15 protein-coding genes are annotated in these 15716 nt (G+C 50.4%); all 15 read right to left on the bottom strand.

All coding sequences use genetic code 11. The features are described from left to right. Positions 1-117: 117 nt before the first annotated feature. The gene (locus NST44_RS20135) at positions 118-969 is read right to left on the bottom strand and encodes a sulfurtransferase (RefSeq protein ID WP_213615701.1); all 852 of its coding nucleotides are present in this window, start codon (positions 967-969) and stop codon (positions 118-120) included. 40 nt (positions 970-1009) lie between these two features. Continuing rightward, positions 1010-1783 (bottom strand): ABC transporter ATP-binding protein, encoded by a 774-nt coding sequence (locus tag NST44_RS20130; RefSeq protein ID WP_007128137.1) that lies wholly within the window; start codon positions 1781-1783, stop codon positions 1010-1012. Between the two features lie 22 nt (positions 1784-1805). After that, on the bottom strand, positions 1806-2822 hold the full coding sequence (locus tag NST44_RS20125; RefSeq protein WP_213615703.1) for an ABC transporter substrate-binding protein: 1017 nt from the start codon (positions 2820-2822) through the stop codon (positions 1806-1808). A gap of 40 nt (positions 2823-2862) precedes the next feature. Further along, the gene (locus tag NST44_RS20120) at positions 2863-3639 is read right to left on the bottom strand and encodes an ABC transporter permease (protein WP_213615705.1); all 777 of its coding nucleotides are present in this window, start codon (positions 3637-3639) and stop codon (positions 2863-2865) included. Between the two features lie 5 nt (positions 3640-3644). Beyond that, entirely contained in the window at positions 3645-4985 is a 1341-nt protein-coding gene (locus tag NST44_RS20115; protein ID WP_213615707.1) for an LLM class flavin-dependent oxidoreductase, read from the bottom strand. Between the two features lie 56 nt (positions 4986-5041). Continuing rightward, positions 5042-6022: an aldo/keto reductase gene (locus tag NST44_RS20110; protein ID WP_340900478.1), complete on the bottom strand. Its 981-nt coding sequence runs from the start codon at positions 6020-6022 to the stop codon at positions 5042-5044. A 483-nt stretch (positions 6023-6505) separates the two neighbouring features. Next, the gene (locus tag NST44_RS20105; protein WP_340900477.1) at positions 6506-7141 is read right to left on the bottom strand and encodes a hypothetical protein; all 636 of its coding nucleotides are present in this window, start codon (positions 7139-7141) and stop codon (positions 6506-6508) included. A 16-nt stretch (positions 7142-7157) separates the two neighbouring features. Further along, a complete protein-coding gene (locus NST44_RS20100; RefSeq protein ID WP_007128143.1) occupies positions 7158-7520 on the bottom strand; it encodes a hypothetical protein in 363 nt (120 codons plus the stop codon). A gap of 1012 nt (positions 7521-8532) precedes the next feature. Beyond that, on the bottom strand, positions 8533-9510 hold the full coding sequence (locus NST44_RS20095) for a hypothetical protein (protein ID WP_210094828.1): 978 nt from the start codon (positions 9508-9510) through the stop codon (positions 8533-8535). Beyond that, positions 9500-9700, bottom strand: coding sequence for a sigma factor-like helix-turn-helix DNA-binding protein (locus tag NST44_RS20090; RefSeq protein WP_340900476.1), 201 nt, complete (start codon positions 9698-9700; stop codon positions 9500-9502). Before NST44_RS20090 ends, NST44_RS20095 begins: the two co-directional genes overlap by 11 nt. 19 nt (positions 9701-9719) lie before the next feature. Further along, complete coding sequence (locus NST44_RS20085) at positions 9720-10082, bottom strand: sigma factor (protein ID WP_340900475.1); 363 nt, start codon at positions 10080-10082, stop codon at positions 9720-9722. A 234-nt stretch (positions 10083-10316) separates the two neighbouring features. Further along, the gene (locus NST44_RS20080; protein WP_007128147.1) at positions 10317-11660 is read right to left on the bottom strand and encodes an FAD-dependent oxidoreductase; all 1344 of its coding nucleotides are present in this window, start codon (positions 11658-11660) and stop codon (positions 10317-10319) included. Positions 11661-11852: 192 nt separating this feature from the next. Beyond that, positions 11853-12656 carry an undecaprenyl-diphosphate phosphatase gene (locus tag NST44_RS20075; RefSeq protein ID WP_007128148.1) on the bottom strand — a complete coding sequence of 268 codons (804 nt, stop codon included), beginning with the start codon at positions 12654-12656 and terminating at the stop codon, positions 11853-11855. 118 nt (positions 12657-12774) lie between these two features. Beyond that, complete coding sequence (locus NST44_RS20070; RefSeq protein WP_007128149.1) at positions 12775-13551, bottom strand: NAD-dependent epimerase/dehydratase family protein; 777 nt, start codon at positions 13549-13551, stop codon at positions 12775-12777. A gap of 181 nt (positions 13552-13732) precedes the next feature. Next, the gene (gene thrS / locus NST44_RS20065) at positions 13733-15640 is read right to left on the bottom strand and encodes a threonine--tRNA ligase (protein WP_340900474.1); all 1908 of its coding nucleotides are present in this window, start codon (positions 15638-15640) and stop codon (positions 13733-13735) included. Positions 15641-15716 lie beyond the last annotated feature (76 nt).

The following is a 15716-nucleotide window of genomic DNA, read 5'->3' as shown; positions in this document are numbered from 1 at the left end:
CATTGCCATCCTAATGCTCATTCTAATGCGCTTAAAACTTCAATTATCAAATGTATCATCGATAACCTTACCTCTAGGAATAGGAAAGCTGCGAGACATATCTTATATCAGGCATATTCAGCCCTCTGCAGCTGCTCCTACGGCAATCTCATTCTCCTCATAACTAATCCAGTCGCTCCAACTGCCTGCATACAATTTTACCTTATGGTATCCGGCTTCCTGCAAAGCCAGGACATTGGGACAAGCCGAAAGTCCCGAGCCGCAATACACGATCACTTCATGCTCGGGAGGTATCGCGGCAAAACGCTCCTTTTGCAGCTCTGCCCCCTTCATGGTCCCATCCTCGTCGACCCCGTCCTTCCAGAAAGCGTGCACCGCCCCCGGGATATGGCCGGCCACCGGGTCCAGCGGCGCCGTTTCTCCCGTGTACTGTTTCCAGTCCCTTGAATCGAGCAGGGTTATACCGCCTGCACCAATCTTTGCTCTCACCTCGTCCACGTCAGCCAGCCAATCCTTCCGTACATTTGCGCGGAAAACACGCGGGGCTGAATGGCTAATCGCCGGTGTAAGCGGATATCCGGCCGACTTCCAGCCTGCGAACCCTCCATCCAAAATATATGCCGATTCGTGGCCCAGGTATTTCAAAACCCACCATAGCCTCGCAGCTTCAGGCCGAAGGTCATCGTCATAGACAACGATAGGCGTATCCGCATCGATCCCAAGCTTCCCGAGTCGCCGGGCCAGTTCCTCCGGGGGCGGAAGCGGACTCCGGCCGCCGTGCTCCCTTGGAGGATCCATTAAATCCTTTTTCAAATCAACGAATACGGCACCGGGCAGATGCTCGCGCTGATAGGCTTCGAAACCGTAACCCGCAGCATCCGGACGAAAGCGGACATCCGCAACGATCACTCCACGCGGATCGGATCGCAGCTGCTCGAGCACCCATTCTTTACTCACGACATTTGACACAAGCTCCTCATCCCTTCTAAATTCAAGCTAATGTTGCCGTTTAAATCGTAAATTCCAAATCTGCTTCCGTCTTCACGTCATAAATCGCGGAATAGATGTCGTTCTGAATCTTTAGAAGGCGGGCATCCTCCCGCTTCCGCGGACGCTCTTGGGAAACGTCAAAAATATGATGAATGCGACCTGGACGCGGGGACAACAAGACAACCCTGTCCGCAAGAAAGACGGCTTCGGATACGTCATGCGTAACAAATACAACCGTCTTCCTCTCCTCTTGCCATATGCGGAGCAGGTCATTCTGAAGCTGTAGGCGGGTAAGATGATCCACTGCCCCGAAAGGCTCGTCCATCAAGAGGATGTTCGGACTGCTCACGAGCGCCCTTGCGATCCCTGCACGCTGCCGCATGCCTCCGGATAGATGATGAGGGTATTTCGAACCAAATCCCTGCAGGCCGACCATGCTCAGGTATTTGTCTACAAGCGCCTGCCGCTCCGCCTTTCTCATGCCGCCCAGCTCCAGGCCGAGACCCACGTTCTGCGATATCGTCCGCCATGGGTACAGGGATGCATCCTGGAATACAACGCCTGAGCTCCGCGAGGGGCCCTGTACCTTCGCGCCATCCAGTCGAATTTCGCCTTCCGTCGGAAGCTGCAAACCCGCCAGCAGCTCCAGCAGCGTGCTCTTCCCGCAGCCGCTCGGACCAAGGATGCACAGGAATTCGCCGTCCCTAACCTCCAGGTTGATATGTTGTAGCGATACCGTAGGAAGATCGCCGTCATACACCTTCGAGACATTCTCCACCGTAAAGCCGGCCATATGTAAGCCTCCTGCCATAACTTTATTTTTTCGGAATAAACCTCAAATCAAGAATGTCCTCCAGCTCGTAAATCTCGTCCTGGAAGCCCAAATCCTTCTGAATTTGCTGGGTGTCGTTCAGCGCGTTGATGTCAACGTCCGGATTGTTCTCCCACAGCACCTCTTCACGCGTTAGCGCCAGATCCAGCACCTCGGGATCGATCTCGATATTTTTCAGATAGTAAGCCTTATACTCGTCCGGATGGCTTTTAGCATATTCCTGCGATTTGAAGTAGGCCCGCAGCAGTTTCTCAACCAACTCCGGCTTTTCTTCCAAAATGCCGTCGCGTGCTGCCAGCACCCCGGTGTGAAAGGTCGGCAGATAGTCCCAGCCTGTTGCGATGATATGACCTTTTCCCTGCTTCTCCGCCAGGGACGCGAACGGCTCATGGATGATGGTTGCGTCGACCTGTCCGGTCTCCAAACTCGCGTAAGCGGCCTGATGCGTGCTGTTGGCAATGAAGGTCACATCGTTTGGCGTCAATCCGTGTTCCTTCAGGATAAACTGCGTATACACCTCCAGCCCGCTGCCAAACACGGCAATCCCCACCTTCTTGCCCTTCAGGTCTTCCACGTTCTGGATCTCCGGCGAGGCGATTAGGTAGAACGGTCCTTTGGTCCGAAACATGGAGGAGACGATTTTGACAGGTGCGCCTTTGCCTGCAGCTACAATCGCCGTCGTTGTAGCAACGTCCACCACGTCAATGTCCTTGCTGGTCAAGCCTGCAATCGGATCCTTGGTAGAGATAAACTCGACATCGAGTCCTTCCTCTTCAAAGAAACCCTTTTCGGCCCCGAAGGACACCGCTAATCCGCTGACGCCGCTAAGCGGTGCGTATCGGATCTTCTCGAGCTTGCTGCCTGCCGCGCTTTCTCCATCCCCACCGGACGCAGCCGCTCCATTTCCGCTGTTTGGACCGCTTGCACAGCCTGCCGTCAAGGCGATCAGCCATATCGCCGCAAACGCAATTATGTATGAACGTAATCCTCTTCTGAACATATGGACCTCTCCCCCTGTAAGTAAGGACATTTTTGATGATCTATGACGATTTCCATTTCAAAAACACGCTGCGTTCCAACCAATCGATCAATGCAATGATGAGTACGGACACGACGGTAACGAGCGCTACGATAGCAAAAGCCTGGGCCGTATTGTACAGCGACGTGGCCTTCACAAGTATGTTGCCAAGGCCATCCTTCGAGGCGAGCATCTCCCCAAACAGAGCTCCGACTAATCCGGTTGCCGCCGATAATCGAAGACCGGCAAAAATCGTGGGTGCGGCAGATGGCAAAATCACCTTCATGATCGTTTGGTAACGCGTAGCCTCAAATACTTTGGCGACCTTCAGATGATTATCCGCCGTCTGCTTGATCCCGGTCATCGTATTGACCGTAATCGTAAAGAAACAGAACAGGAACACAATGGAAATTTTATGCGTGATCCCGATCCCGAGCCAAAGCGCAAGCAAAGGCACGATCGTGACCTTCGGAATTGCCATCAATGCCGAGAGATACGGTCGGAAGAATTGCTCTGCCCAAGGGATCAGCACCAGAGCCATGCCGACGGCCAAACCGCCAAATGCGGCTAAGCCGTAGCCTACAGCGAACTCGGCCAATGTAACGTACAGATGCCTCCAGATTTCCCCGTCGCCGAACAGCTTGAACAGCTCTCGAAATACCTGGGAAGGTGCGGGCAAATACAAGCTGCTGATGGTCTCCGTACGAACCAGATGCTCGCAGATCCCCAATATGACCAGCAGCAAGCCGGCTTGTCCCGCCCAGATCATCTTCTTATTCTTGGCTTTCCTTGCTTTCATCAGGCTCACCCCTTGGCAATCCGTTCAAAACGGTTCCGCGGGCGGCTTAATCCCAGGTGCTCTCGGAAGGTGCTGCCTTCATACTCGGTACGGAACAAGCCCCGGCGCTGAAGCTCGGGTACAACCAGCTCCAGGAACAGGTCCAGACCGCCCGGCATATAAGGAGGACATACATTGAACCCGTCGGCGGCTTCATCCCTGAACCATTCCTCGATAATATCCGCAACCTGCTGCGCGCTTCCGACCACGAGCAGATGCCCGCGTACCGTTACGGTGAAGAAATAGAACAGATCCCGGACCGTAATATCCTCTCGCCCGTTAGCCGCTCTGGCCAAGTCAGCCCACTGCAGCGCGGTTTCCGAAGCGGATACATCCGGCAGCGGATCGTCCAGCGAGTATCCCCTGAGGTCGATTCCAATCTTATCGGACAGCGGCCCCAAATCGTAATCCGTAACGACCAGTTCATTCAATTCCGCATATTTAGCACGGGCCTCTTCTTCCGTTCGGCCGACGATCGGAACTAAGCCGGGAAGGACCTTCAAATCCGAATCCTTCCTCCCATACTCCCGCAAACGCCCCTTCACTTCCTTGTAAAATGTCACGGCGACTTCCTTCACATTCGTTCCTGTAAAGACCATGTCGGAATATTTGGCGGCCAGCAATTGACTGCGTAATGAGGTTCCAGCCGTGATCAGCGGCAGCTGTCCCTGTATCGGACGCTGAATGTTCAGCGGCCCCGCAACGGAAAAGTGTTCTCCGACATGGTTCAGCTCGTGCACCTTGCTGCCGTCGGCGAATACGCCGCTAGCCTTGTCCCGCGGGAGTGCATCGTCCTCCCAGGTGTCCCATAGCCCGCTGACGATTTCGATAAACTCCTCGGCATAATCGTAGCGCTTGGCGTTATCCCAATGCTTCTCTCGGCTGAAATTCAGCGCAGCCCGGGTATCGGAGCCTGTCACGACATTCCATGAAGCTCTGCCCCGACTTAAATGATCCAGCGAGGCGGTAAACCGCGCGATGTTATAAGGCTCGGCATAGGTGGTGTTCACCGTGCCGATCAAACCGATTTTATCCGTTGCCGCCGCCAGATATGACAGCATGGTGAATGGCTCGAGCCGGGTCATTTGCGAAGGAAACAAGTACTGCATATCAGCGCTCGTGGCCAGTCTGTCCCCCAGGAAAAAGAAATCGAACTTGGCCTTCTCGAGCTTTTGGGCAACCTCCTTCAGGAATTGGGGATCGTAAGCGCCGTCGGTTTTCCCTTCGGGCAGCCTCCAGCCCGCGGGATGATAGCCTGTCCCGAATAGAAACAATCCAAGATGCAATTGACGTTGATTAGAACTCATAATGATGTCACCTTTCTGATCTGTAATGGTTGATATCCTTTTTGACGTATTCCTTTTTAGCCCCGAAGCTCCTCTGTCAACCGGTCGACCTCCTTTAACTCTTCCTCTGTCAGCCGTTCATCGGAATGCTTCAACGTTTCTGAGATATGCTCGGGTTTCGATGCACCCACAATGGCCGACGTGATGCCCGGGCGGCTGAGCACCCAGTTCAGAGCGAACTGGGGAAGCGACCATCCCCGCTGTTCGGCTAACGGCCGGATCCCTTCCACGATGGCGAGCGAGTGCCGCTGGTTCAGCAGCAATTTCAATCTCTGCTCACCCGCCGCAAGGCGCGAGTCCGTCGGAGGAGCTTGGCCCGTCCGATACTTCCCGGACAATATGCCGCGTCCGAGCGGGCTGTATACGATAACCCCGACTTGCTCGGATTGGGCGTAAGGAATCAGCTCGCGTTCAATCTCCCTCGTAATAAGGCTGTATTCCGGCTGCACGCTCTCGAATCTGCGAAGTCCATGGAGCGCACTGATGCCATGGGCCTTGGCAAGCTGCCAAGCCGCATAATTCGAGCAGCCGATGTAGCGGATTTTGCCTTCTCGAACAAGATCCGTAAGCGCCTCAAGCGTCTCGTCCAGCGGGGTGATCTCATCAAATCGATGGACCTGATACAAGTCGATATAATCTGTTTGAAGCCGGGTAAGGCTGTTCTCCAAGGCGCGAAAAATATGGTAGCGGCTTTGGCCTTGGTCATTGATGCCGGGTCCGACCGGGTTATGCAGCTTGGTAGCAAGGAGAATATCCCGTCTTCGCTCCTTCAGCAGCCTGCCCAAAATTTCTTCCGATTCTCCAAGCTGGTTGACATTCCCGGTATCCATCCCCGTGCCGTACACATCAGCCGTATCAATCAGATTGATGCCAGACTCAAGCGCCTGGTCCAAGACGGCGGCTGAAGCCCGCTCATCGATCCAGCGGCCGAACGCCATGGTCCCGAGGCTCACCTCGGAGACCCGAATCCCCGTTCTGCCGAGTGTTCTGTACTGCATACTTGCTGCCCCCTCATATTGAATCGAATAAAAAAACAACCGGAAGACACACCTCAGATCACACGCATGATCCAAGGATGCATCTCCGGTTGTCCGGTAGAATACGCATCCATCCTATTGATATAAAAATCATCCACCCTTACAGGCTAACCTTTCACTTCCAATGGTTTGGTAGGTGAAACAAGTCTATAATTATAGATATATCCGATAAGTTAAGTAGGATTATAGCACCGTCTAATTTCTTCGTCAATTGATTTCTTATTGGAGCACTTTCTTGAAAACCTAGTCCAACGGAAGTCCGATTTATGCAGGGACCATTTGCCGTGTAACTGGCATACCAAAACTCGCCTACCTCGCTTATCGGTTAGCTTGCCACCGGTTGCACGTTGTCTTGACTAACCAACTCGAGAATCTAATAAAAGCAGTTATGAAACCGGCCTTCCAAAACCGTTCTCCCATAAGAGCAGTTCTCATGGCTGATTATCATGCACCCTCATTATCGGAACAGCAGATACAAACGAACTCTCTAACCTCCACAAAACCATTGCAAACTGCCCCGACTGGTGGTGGTTGGACCGACGATTCACATCTAATCGATACACTAGCGTAATTATCTAACTCCAAGAAGATCACTTCTTGAAAAAAACTAGGAGGGCGCCTTGGAGGCAATTCCCTTTCGATAATCGTCCCATCCTGCAAATTTACAGCCAGTATAGCTTGACAAGGAGCGGTAACCAATTGGCTCGAACTTGCAATGATGAATACTCTCTCTGGTGGAGTAGAAGCACGCTGCTGAATGATCGTACTGCTTGTTCCGCAAGGTATTGAGAAGCCTTGAGATTGATTAAATTGTTGAACTGTGCAATTCGATTGGCTTCGATTGTTCATATTACTAATCACAGTGTTCGTCGAAGTTGTAACTCGATTGCTTAGGCTCGCGTTTAATGAGCTGATTGCATTCACCACATTAGCGTTCAAGTTGCTGTTGTCGTTGCTGATTACACTGCTGAGGTTATTCAGATCATTGTTCATCGTCGTATTAATGCCGATCAGTTGACCATTAATCGTGTTGAGCAAACGAACAACTTGATTGATGTCGTTCTTTCGACGTGCTTTCAAGTTAACCTTCCTGCATTTAGTTAGTGTTCTCACCGCGAATCATCGCTCCCTTCGCTGGTGACTCAGTGCTTCCGCAACCGCAATCCCAGTCTTCTCCTACCACTTTTAACATGAAATAAACCATTCGAAACTGGTGATCTTTGTGGATCCCCTCTTGAATAAATCTGTCCTTCATGATGCTTAATATTTGCTGTGAAAGGAACTGTGTCGTATTTTGCTGCAAGAACCGTTGGTACTCCTCGCTTCTCTCGAGAATGAATGATTCGAATGCATCCAGAATCACGATTGGTTCCGCACCGTTTCTCAGCAGCTCCTCGACATACGGCATCTTCAGTCTCGATAGACGGTCCAACAGAAATTCTCGTTGTATATCGTTCAACGAATATCCTCCTCTCAATTATCGATACTGAATACCACTTTCTTGATCCTTAGCAACAGACACAGAAAAACTCATTTATACCAACAAAACCGTTACAAGCTGCACCGGCGGGAGGAGGTACGCTGGATTCGCAGCGAACCGATATGCTAGAGAAGTTATCAACTCGTATGCTACTAAACGTTTGCGATATGGGTTCTTCAAGCACGCTGCCCTCACTTGTTACGACTACTAACACAGGCTGGCAGGGATTGGTGTTTGGCTGGAAGCTTTGGAAAAAGATAATGACGGTTTCCGGTGCGGACGCCGATAGATTTTCAAAATAGGTTGTACTTGTGCCGCAAGGAACGTCAAAGTTTGTTGAGTTGTTGAATTGTTGAACCGTACATGTAACGTTATCCCCGTTATTCATATTGCTAATTATAGTGTTTGTGTTCGTCTCGATGGTATTGTTCAAACTGGCGTTTAATGTGTTCAAAGAATTAATCAGGCTAGCATTCAAGTTGTTGTCCGTGTTGCTGATTACCGATGTTAGGCTGTTAATATTATTGTTCAAGTTCGAGTTGATGCCGGTGAGCTGCGTATTAATGGTGTTAAGGACGTCGACGACCCTGGTAAGCTGCGCTTTACTTCGTTTCCTTTTTATGCGAATACCTGATCGTTCGCAGCTCTTACTGTCCTCCTTCTTTGTTGTACCCAACCCTGATCACACCTTTCGTTCACTTTTAAGCATGTGGACGTTTGAGATGACCCTCCATCTGTCTAGAACCAGCATACACAGGTGCCACTGCCCTGGTCTGTGCGAATGCAGGATGGCAGTCCGCGGATATTTCGGTACAAGCGCCGCAGAAGTGAGAATCCCTCTTAATTGAAGAATAATGCTGCTTAAACTGTCTAAGGCGCAGGGAAGTAACCCTGCGCCCAAATAATACATGGATGTATTCATTGTATCTTGCATGGCTCCGGGCTGAATCTCCCGGAAACAGTAGATTCAATTAACCTCGCCTGCATCAGCCTACAGATTTTTCGCAGCCTCCATCAACTGCTCTTTCGTCATAGCAGGCGAGTCGCTGCCTAAGCGATAGATGATCGACTCGCCGTCTTGTTCAATCATCCAGCTGATTTCTTGGTAGAAATGACTATCGGTATATACATAGGCATCGTTTTTAAAATAATGAGCCCCGTGTCCATTTAGGTCCAGCTCTTCATATTCAGCTGAAGGCGGGGCTAACGACTGTATTTTCACTTTGGAATCGGGTGCATTTTCCATGATCAAATATAGCGTCTCTTGATCTGCATTGCGATACACGGTGGTGTACGTTAACAACGGAAATGAGGCTGGTACGGAAGTTTTTCTCCATATAAGGTCCTTTCCTGTCTCCTCACTTTCGGCCTTTAACTCTTCCAGTAAAGCTGCACTATCCGTTTCGGAGCCCACATAAGCGCCGAAGGGAGAAAGCTCCATTCCTCCCGCGAACCTGTACGTTCCAAGCAAGGATTCCGGAGGCATCCTATCAAAATGACGGTCCATTAATGCCTTCCGCCAGACATCCAGGTCCTCGTTCACATCCGGTTGCGAGACCGGAATGAACGGCAAGCTCCTGACGTTGCCCAAATCGGTTAAATAGATAACGGCCGATTCTCCCGGGTTCAACTGGGTCTTCACCTCATTTCGGGCCTTGCTGATCCGCTCGAGTTGAGCCTTGCTTAACTTTAACTCCTCCAGCGTTTCGGCAGACATCGTCATATTGCCTTTCGTCTCCTCAAAGAGCAGCGTTCGACCCGCATAAGCAAAGCCGCTGACGACCGCAATCAGTAACATGACCATTACTGCCTTTGGCCATCTCCGTCTTCTTCCCATCGATTGCACTCCAATCTCCTCCCGCATTCGCTCCCCGTATGCGTTCATTACTCGGATATCTATGGAAGGAGGACACACGACGTTTTTATCATTTTGTTGAAAATCATCTTTCAATTGCTGCTCAATAGACATAGCCGTCCCGCTCCTTTCTGTGGTCGCGCTGACCATACATATGGCGCAGGCGCTTCAGGGCATGATGGTGCCTTGATTTTACCGTCCCTATCGGAACCTTCACCAAGTCGGCGATTTCTTCAAGCGTCAAATCCTGATAATACCTGAGGACGACAACCTCTTTAAGCTTCAAAGGCAGCGCTTCGAGCATTGGAATCAGCTCCAACCGATCACTCAGGTGGGATACTCGATCTTCCAACGCCAAAGGAGGCGGTTCGGAAAATACTCCCTTCACCCTTTCCAGCATACGACTCCTTCGCCAACCAACTTTTTCGCTTCCAGTTACGAACTTGCCTGATAATCAAGCCGTTGAACCAAGAACTGAATTTCTGCCCCTGCTCATAATTGTCCAGACTCTTGATCAGCTCGATATATACCTCGCTCATAATGTCCGGAACCTCTTGTTTGTTGGGAGCCAAGTAGTAGATTAATCCGTATGCCTGATCGCGCGTTAAATCATAAACTGCCCGGAACGCTTCTTCATCTCCCTGGCTCATCCGGATGAGCCAAGGTTTAATATCCATTTCATTCATAGGGCCGGCCTCCATTGTAAGACTTACACTTGATATTGGCTCCATCGCCCAATAAGGTTCAAATTTGATGTTACAAAAATTTTTGATAGAGGGCATGCCACCCCTTTTGTTCGAAATTGCAGCATCGGGTAAGCCTGCTCTTACCCTACGAAAAAACGCAGCACTCCTGCTGCGTTTCATCGAAAATATGAAGTTAGGGTCATCATTGGTTTATCGCTATATATCTGACTAGCGTCAAAGCCCCAGTTCCGCTTCGCCCGCAAGAAGTGCCGCCTGCAAGCGATCAATGGGCACATCCGCAGTGCGGCAATCGATACGAGCCGCCAGAGCCGCCGCCGCGCCCGCCGCTTCGCCTATGGCCATGCAGCTAGGGGTCAGACGCGTCGTTGCTTGCGCTTCATGCGTAGTCGAAATACAACGCCCGGCAAGCAGCAGATTATCCACATCTCGTGGAACGATGCTGCGGTAAGGAATGTCATACGCACCGCCTTCACGGATGAAGTTAGCCGTAACGCCCGTCCCTTCCGGGTTGTGGATATCGATCGGATATCCGCTTCTCGCAATGACATCAGGGAACCGCCGCCCATCCAACACATCCATGCCGTTCAGCACATATTCGCCAAGGATTCGTCTTGTCTCCCTGATGCCGATCTGAGTGCCGACTGCGCTGATAACGGCGTTCTCAAACCCCGCGATATGTTCCCGGAAAAACCGTTCGAGCAGGAGCACCTGTTTCCTGCCTTCAATCTCTGCAGAAGTAAGATGTTCCGCATCCGTCGGATCCAATCCCGAGACGCGCGATACGTTAATCAACACTTCATCCGGACCCGGTCCGGTAAAGAATAGCACGCCATCCCTAGGAATCGGCAATCCCGCCTCTTCCCATTCTTTGTAGAATCCCATCACACCTGTCAGCGGGAGCTGATCAAGTTCGGCGATTAATGACTTTTCATAAAATTGTTCCGGATTGCGCTGCATGTATGCCTTCACGGCATCGAGATTAACGCCGCGCATGCGAAATTTCATTGTCATCGGCTGCACTTTCCGGTTCTGATTCCCCTGCTCCCAAGCCGCACCGGCGGCAAAGGCAACATCTCCATCGCCCGTCGCGTCAACGAATACTTTGGCTGCGATTCGCCTGCGACCGCTTTTATTCTGAACGGTTACCTCCGTAATGCGCTGGTCTTGTACTTCAACATCCGTAACAAATGAATGCAGCAGCAAGTGCGCTCCGGCTTCTTGCAGCATGTCAAAGGCCAGTACTTTATACACTTCCGGATGATATGGGGTTAACGAATATACAAAACCGACCGTATCCCGCAAATGTCCCGGAGATGCGCCGAGCAGCATCAATCGGTCCACTATTTCTTGTGCGACGCCCTTAATGACCTGTTCTCCGACAGCCGTGTGAAACGTCATCCAAGGGTAAACCAATGCCACGGTAGACATTCCCCCAAGAAAGCCGTAACGTTCGATAAGAATCGTTCGCGCTCCGTTCCGGGCCGCGCTGATTGCTGCAGCGATGCCGGCCGGTCCTCCTCCGAGAACTGCGACGTCAAAGCGTTCACTCTGTTGCAACCTGATCCCAACCTCTCTTGTACAACTTGTGACGAGCCTGATGGGCTAACGATTCTTTTCTCTTCCTACTGTTAGTCCATCGATGAATTGATCCCTTGATGTTGCTTATTCTTCTTATTCGATACATTGGTCTTCAATCCTATCTGTAACCGGATATTTTAAATAAAAAAAGAAAGAGCGGAACAATCCCGCTCAAAGTATGATGATAAAATAGAAGAGCGCTGCCAAGACGAAACGGTATAGAGCAAACCATTCCAAACGAAGCCGTTTAATCAATTTGATAAATGTCACGACTGCAATCATTGCCACAAGAAAGGATGTCACAAAGCCAATCAACATCAGGACCAAATCGTCTGAGCTTAGCAAATCCCGACTATCGTATAAATCCAGTAAGGTTGCGCCAAACATAACCGGCACGGAAATGAGGAACGTAAAATCTGCGGCGGCTTTCTGGCTGGTGCCAAGCAAAAGACCGCCTGAAATCGTCGAGCCCGATCTCGAGAATCCCGGCCACAATGCCAAACACTGAAACAGGCCGATCCCGAAGGCTTGTTTATAATTTATCCGATCCATCGTATCGGCGGTTTCGGTTCTCCTGCTCCGTGCAGCAATGATCATCAACACGGCTCCGGCCACTAAACCGATCAAGACAGGGGTTGGGCCGAACAAATGGCTTTTTATCGTGTCCTTGAGCAGGAGATATACGATTAGTGCAGGTAACATTGCCAAAATCATATGTATGACATTTAGTCCTCGACTACGAGAAAAATCCATTCGAATCAGATTAGTCCCAATCGCCAAATATCTCTTCCAATATAGGATGAGAACGGCCATGACCGCACCCAGCTGTATAACGATTTTAAAAGTTGTGGCAGCGTCTCCCTCAAAGTTTAGCAAGCTGCCAGCTAAAATCAGATGTCCAGTAGACGATACCGGTAAAAATTCGGTTAAGCCCTCTATAATGCCGAGTATGATTGCTTTAACTACATCACTCATTAATGGATATCCCCCTTCGGAAATCTAACATTTCCAGTATAAGGGGGACATCCAACGTTTCCCATCGATTCATATAACAAAATTCCATTTCGAGTGACAACATTGTCACATAGCTCATTTACGCTTGCTGTCCACCCTGATAGATCGTTTCATCCTGACGCACGTTCCGTCCTGTTGCCTTGGCCAGCTCAAGCAGCTTTGTCGCATCATCCTCAGGTTTGTATCCGATCAGTTCCTCCAGATAATCGATGTTGTAGTAGTTATCACTGTTGGCTGAGGTACCGTACAGATTCAAATATTTCAGCCCGTCATCTGCTTCAATACAACAAACGATCAATTGAAGCATATCACGCTCGGATATCCAGATATGACCCGCACGCTCAGAATGAGGACGATCATCCCCAGGAAAGTTGCCAATACGAATATTGAACGAGGAGATCTTGCCTTGATCCGAGTAAAGCCTGCCCAGCAATTCAATATAACATTTGCTGAGACCATAAAAGCTATCCGGACGGTATGGATCATGGGGACCAACCTTCTCGTCAGTCCTGTAATATCCGGTTGCGTGATTGGAGCTGGCAAATATCATACGACGCACGCCGTTTTGTACCGCCGCCTCGAATAATTTGTAGGCACCGCTCACATTCCCCGCCAGGACCTTGCCGAGAAAATCCCCGTCGTCCTTGATCCAGGCAAAATGAATCACCGTGTCAATCCCCTGCGTTAGCTCTGCCAGCCGGGCTTCGTCACCGATGTCCATTTGTACAATGCCCAGCTTCTCGTCCGCATGTATATCAGCTCCGACAACGTCATACCGATTGTCTTGCTGCAGTCCCTTGAATACGACGCTTCCGATAGTACCTGCCGCACCCGTGATTAACAGTTTGCGTTTCATCTCCTCTAACCCCTCTCTCGCTTCATCCTCACCTGATTGCTGTCCTGTTAGTTATTACCCGCTTGGAAAAGGATGTATACGGAAATTTCGGGAGCTGTTGATTCCGTACCATTTCGCTAGACGAAAAGCCGTCCGGGATGATGAGAGTGGACTAAGCAGAACCATTACCGAACCATCGCTATCACTTTTTCTCGCGGATCTCGTTCAAAATTTGATCCATGAAATCCTCCACTTGCTTAACGCCAAGGTCTCCTTCGCCGCGTTTCCTCACAGCGACGGCTCCGGAGGCAACTTCGTTTTCTCCAAGTACGAGCGTGAAAGGAACCTTCTGCAGCTGTGCTTCCCTGATTTTATAGCCTAATTTTTCGTTGCGCCCATCCACTTCTGCCCGAATCCCCGCATCCCTCAGCGCTTCCTTTACTTGAAGGGCATAATTGAGTTGGTGATCCGATACCGGCAAGAGTTTGACCTGAACCGGGGCGAGCCAGAGCGGAAACGCGCCGCTATAATGCTCTGTCAAAATGCCGACAAACCGGTCGACCGAGCCGTAGATCGCGCGATGAATCACTACCGGCCGATATTTCCGGTTATCTTCCCCGATGTACGAAAGATCAAATTTCTCCGGCATTTGAAAATCAAGCTGGATCGTTCCGCACTGCCAGCTTCGTTTTAAGGCATCAAGAATGTGAAAATCAATTTTGGGCCCGTAAAATGCGCCATCCCCTTCATTCAATCGGTAAACGATCCCCATGCGATCCAAGACGTTTCGAAGCGCCGATTCTGCCTGGTTCCACAATTCCTCGGAGCCCATTGATTGTTCAGGCCGGGTCGACAGCTCGATTGTGTATTCAAAACCAAACACCTGATAAATCCGGTCGATCAACCCGATAACTCGGCCGATTTCATCCTCGATCTGATCGGGTCTGACGAAGATGTGCGCATCATCCTGACAGAATGTGCGAACTCGCATCATCCCGTTCAAGGCACCCGAAAACTCGTGACGGTGTACTTGGCCGAATTCGGATATTCGAATCGGAAGCTCTCGATAGGAATGCAGGCTGTTTTTAAAAATCAGCATATGTCCAGGACAATTCATGGGCTTCAGCGCAAATTTTGTTTCGTCGACCTCGGTAAAGTACATGTTTTCATGGTAATGATCCCAGTGGCCGGATTGCTCCCACAGCTTCTGGTTCATCATGAACGGAGTGCGGACTTCTTCGTAATCCTGCTTCCTCTGTTCTTCACGCGAGAAATGTTCAAGTTCATTACGGATAATCATTCCCTTAGGCAAATAAAAAGGCATGCCGGGCGCTTCTTCGGAAAACATAAACAATCCGAGCTCTTTGCCCAGCTTCCGGTGATCGCGCTTCCTGGCTTCTTCGAGCATTTGCAAATGTTCATCCAGCTGAGCCTTTTTGGGAAACGCCGTTCCGTAAATCCGCTGAAGCATTGGATTGTTTGAATCCCCACGCCAATATGCTCCGGCAACGCTCATTAATTTAAATCCTTTGATTCGTCCTGTAGACGGCAAATGCGGTCCGCGGCAAAGGTCGAAAAACTCGCCCTGATCATAAATCGAAATAACCGCATCCTTGGGCAGACCATGAATCAGCTCCAGCTTTAACGGATCCTCGCTGAAAATCTGTACCGCTTCTTCACGACTGACAACTCGACGAACAATGGGAAGATTCTCTTGCACGATCCGCTCCATTTCCTTCTCGATGGAAGAAAGGTCGTCGGTTGTTAATGCTTTTCCGAGGTCGATGTCGTAGTAAAAGCCATCGTCGATGACAGGTCCTATTCCCAGGTTGACTGCTTGATTTCCGTATATGCGTTTGATGGCCTGCGCCATTACGTGTGCCGTGCTGTGTCTGAGGATTTCGAGTCCATCCTTACTGTCAAGCGTAATGATTTCGACCTGACAGTCCTCCTCCAACGTCCGGTTTAAATCGACCGGTGCGCCATTGATTTTTCCCGCTACCGCATGTTTCATCAAGCTTGCACCAATGGACTTTGCGACTTGTTCAATTGTCGTGCCCCGATCATATTCCCGTATATCCCCATCGGGCAGCATTACTTTCAATTTCATGAGAAATCCTCCACTCCATATCGATATTTTTGAACGCAAAAAGGCGCACTTGTCCGCAAGGGACGAGCGCGCTCGT

This window comes from Paenibacillus sp. FSL W8-0919 (assembly GCF_038003785.1).
GTDB lineage: Bacteria > Bacillota > Bacilli > Paenibacillales > Paenibacillaceae > Paenibacillus_AQ > Paenibacillus_AQ lactis.
The sequence above is the reverse complement of the archived record's forward strand: the minus strand, read 5'-3'. Positions and strand labels throughout refer to the sequence as shown.

Bases quoted from the DNA above. Each gene is read 5' to 3' on its own strand.
- thrS (WP_340900474.1), bottom strand. From the start codon at position 15,640: ATGAAATTGAAAGTAATGCTGCCCGATGGGGATATACGGGAATATGAT.
- NST44_RS20130 (WP_007128137.1), bottom strand. From the start codon at position 1,783: ATGGCCGGCTTTACGGTGGAGAATGTCTCGAAGGTGTATGACGGCGAT.
- NST44_RS20120 (WP_213615705.1), bottom strand. From the start codon at position 3,639: ATGAAAGCAAGGAAAGCCAAGAATAAGAAGATGATCTGGGCGGGACAA.
- NST44_RS20125 (WP_213615703.1), bottom strand. From the start codon at position 2,822: ATGTTCAGAAGAGGATTACGTTCATACATAATTGCGTTTGCGGCGATA.
- NST44_RS20110 (WP_340900478.1), bottom strand. From the start codon at position 6,022: ATGCAGTACAGAACACTCGGCAGAACGGGGATTCGGGTCTCCGAGGTG.
- NST44_RS20075 (WP_007128148.1), bottom strand. From the start codon at position 12,656: ATGAGTGATGTAGTTAAAGCAATCATACTCGGCATTATAGAGGGCTTA.
- NST44_RS20085 (WP_340900475.1), bottom strand. From the start codon at position 10,082: ATGAATGAAATGGATATTAAACCTTGGCTCATCCGGATGAGCCAGGGA.
- NST44_RS20115 (WP_213615707.1), bottom strand. From the start codon at position 4,985: ATGAGTTCTAATCAACGTCAATTGCATCTTGGATTGTTTCTATTCGGG.
- NST44_RS20090 (WP_340900476.1), bottom strand. From the start codon at position 9,700: ATGCTCGAAGCGCTGCCTTTGAAGCTTAAAGAGGTTGTCGTCCTCAGG.
- NST44_RS20070 (WP_007128149.1), bottom strand. From the start codon at position 13,551: ATGAAACGCAAACTGTTAATCACGGGTGCGGCAGGTACTATCGGAAGC.
- NST44_RS20095 (WP_210094828.1), bottom strand. From the start codon at position 9,510: ATGTCTATTGAGCAGCAATTGAAAGATGATTTTCAACAAAATGATAAA.